Below are 2,757 nucleotides of genomic sequence, written 5' to 3'. Positions count from 1 at the left end.
GCAGGTGATCTTCGCCTTCCAGACCTTCACGCAGGCCTACGTCGTCTCCGGCGGAACCGGGGGACCCGCCGACTCGACGATGCTCTACACCCTGCTGCTGTATCGGGTCGGGTTCCTCGAGTACGACATGGGCTACGCCTCCGCGATGGCCTGGTTCCTCCTGGTGGTGATCGCGGCCTTCACCGCATTCAACTTCTGGCTCTCGAAATTCTGGGTGTTCTACGATGACTGAAACCGAGCTGATCACGACCGGCCGCACCGACCGCTCCCGTTCACCGCGCGTGCGCGACTCCTCGTCCTTCCGCACCCGCCGTCTGGTGTCGGCGATCTTCAAGCACATCGGCCTCATCGTGCTGTCGATCATCATGATCTATCCGCTGCTGTGGCTCGTGGCGTCGAGCTTCAAGCCGAACGACGACATCTTTCGCGACCTGACGATCTTCCCCACCGACATCACGTTCGAGAACTACACGAACGGCTGGAACGACCTTCAGTTCCCGTTCGGCGTGTTCCTTGTCAACTCGACCGTGATCGCCCTGGGTGCGATCATCGGGAACCTGATCTCGTGCTCGCTCGCCGCGTATGCCTTCGCCCGCCTGCGGTTCGTCGGCCGCACGCTCCTGTTCGCCATCATGCTCGCCACGATCATGCTGCCCTTCCAGGTCGTGCTGGTTCCACAGTTCACGATCTTCAAGGAGCTCGGCTGGCTCAACACCTTCCTGCCGTTGATCGTGCCGAAGTTCCTCGCCGTCGACGCCTTCTTCATCTTCCTGATGGTGCAGTTCATCCGCGCTCTGCCCAACGAGATCTTCGAAGCCGCCCGCCTGGACGGCGCCGGTCACACCCGCCAGTTCCTACAGATCACCCTTCCGCTCATGGTGCCCGCTCTCGCGACCGCGACGATCTTCACGTTCATCTGGACCTGGAGTGACTTCTTCTCACCACTGATCTACCTTCGGCTCCCTGAGACCTTCCCGGCGTCGGTCGCGCTGAAAGGCTTCATCGACGCGCAGTCGACCTCGGATTACGGATCGATGTTCGCCATGTCCGTCGTCTCGCTGGTTCCGCTGTTCATCGTGTTCCTCGTCGGTCAGCGTTACCTGATCAAGGGATTCGCGACATCCGGAATCAAGTAGTCTCCCGTTCAGCGTGCCGAAGGATGGTGCCCCGTGAGCAATGATCGACTCGCCGTGACGATCACAGACGTCGCCCGACGGGCTGGGGTGTCTCCCGCGACCGTGTCGCGCGTGTTCAACGACCAGTTCCGGGGGGACGTCGAGACGGCGCAACGCGTGCGGTCGGCCGCGACCGAACTCAGCTACACCCCGAATCACCTGGCGCGAAGTTTCGCCCGCGGCAAGACGAGTGCGGTCGGCTTCCTCGTTCCCGACCTGGCCAACCCGGTGTTTCAGGCGGTGCTCACCGGGCTCAGCCTCGCTGCCGGAGACGATGGCTATCGCGTGCTGGTGGCCGACTCCGCGGAATCCATCGACGATGAGCCCCTGCTGGCGGGAGAGATCCGTCGCCGATGCGATGCGCTGGTGCTGTGCGCACCCCGCATGGAGGACGACATCCTCGCGCAGACCGTGCTGGATCTCGCCCCGGTCGTGCTGACGAACAGATCCAACACCGTCATCGACGCACCGACCCTGTCGGCGGATTCGCGAACCGGATTCGAGAACCTCGCCCGCCACCTCTACACGCTCGGGCATCGCCGGCTCGCGTACGTCGAGGGCCCCGAGGGCTCCGCGAATCACAATCGCCTCCGCGGTCTGGAGGATTTCGTGCGCAGTGTCGAGGGCGTGTCGCTGCAGCGAGTCCCCGGCGGAGCGACCAGCACGAGCGGGATGGATGCGGTTGACGCGCTCGTCAAGTCCCGCGCGACGGCCGCCATAGCGTTCAACGACCTCGTCGGCCTCGGCGTCGTACACGGCCTGAGCGAACGGGGTCTGCGGGTACCCGACGACATCTCGGTGACGGGCTTCGACGACATCCCGTTCGCCCGCTTCATGACCCCGACCCTCACCACCGCATCCGTGCCCCACGAGATCCTCGGCGGACTAGCCTGGAGCCGGCTCCACGCGCTGATCGAGGGACGCACGCCGGAACACAACGTGGTCTTCCAACCGCGTCTGGAGGCGCGCCGCTCCACCGCCGCTCCCCCGTCGGCGTGATCCGCGCATCCGCCCGCAACCCCGCACGTCCCGCCACGCACCCCACCCCTCCCGAGGTCGGAGAATCGGCCCGACGTCGGAGGATCGACGCCGAATCCTCCGACATCGGCGCGAATCTCCGACATCGGCAAAGTCAGCCGAGGCCCTTGGCGCGGAGGGCCTGCTCGAAACCGGCGACCGATCCGCCGACCGCGTCGAGCTCGTGCGCGTCCAGAAGCAGAGTGAGGCCGCCTTCGGCTCGCCTGAAGACCGCGGGCGCGCCGTGCTCGGCGACCGCGGCGGCGACGTCGTCGTCCATCTCGTTCAGGTGGCGCAGGTCGATGGACACGCCCAGTCGCTCGACCATCGCATCCCACTCGGGCTTGCGCCGCCACGTGTGCGTGATGTCGCAGAGTGAACAGTGCGCTGTGCCGAGCATGTGCCCGATCACATACCGCAGCTCCCCGAGCGGGCCACCGTCGGCCCGGTAGACACCGACGAGCATCCCGCTTCTCTGTTTCGCGTCGTGGTCCACTCCCCGATCATCACCCGGATGTCGGAGAATCGACCCGATGTCGGACTTACTGTCAAGTGGTCGGTGCAT

3 protein-coding genes and 1 pseudogene are annotated in these 2,757 nt (G+C 65.3%); 3 read left to right on the top strand and 1 reads right to left on the bottom strand.

The genetic code is table 11. From position 1 onward, the window contains the following. The 3 genes and pseudogenes from B4E30_RS14455 to B4E30_RS14445 all read left to right on the top strand — a co-directional run. Nucleotides 1–232: pseudogene (locus B4E30_RS14455) on the top strand (ABC transporter permease); the annotation flags it as partial. Further along, nucleotides 225–1,136, top strand: a complete 912-nt coding sequence (locus B4E30_RS14450; protein ID WP_286795809.1) for a carbohydrate ABC transporter permease — start codon at nt 225–227, stop codon at nt 1,134–1,136. The pseudogene B4E30_RS14455 and the gene B4E30_RS14450, both read left to right, overlap by 8 nt. A gap of 33 nt (nt 1,137–1,169) precedes the next feature. Beyond that, entirely contained in the window at nt 1,170–2,174 is a 1,005-nt protein-coding gene (locus tag B4E30_RS14445; protein WP_286795808.1) for a LacI family DNA-binding transcriptional regulator, read from the top strand. A 133-nt stretch (nt 2,175–2,307) separates the two neighbouring features. On the opposite strand, the gene B4E30_RS14440 is transcribed toward B4E30_RS14445, so the two are convergent. After that, entirely contained in the window at nt 2,308–2,658 is a 351-nt protein-coding gene (locus B4E30_RS14440; protein ID WP_286795806.1) for a hypothetical protein, read from the bottom strand. Between the last annotated feature and the right edge of the window lie 99 nt (nt 2,659–2,757).

This window comes from Microbacterium sp. UBA3394, assembly GCF_002358725.1.
Taxonomy (GTDB): Bacteria; Actinomycetota; Actinomycetes; order Actinomycetales; family Microbacteriaceae; genus Microbacterium; species Microbacterium luteum.
The sequence above is the reverse complement of the archived record's forward strand: the minus strand, read 5'-3'. Positions and strand labels throughout refer to the sequence as shown.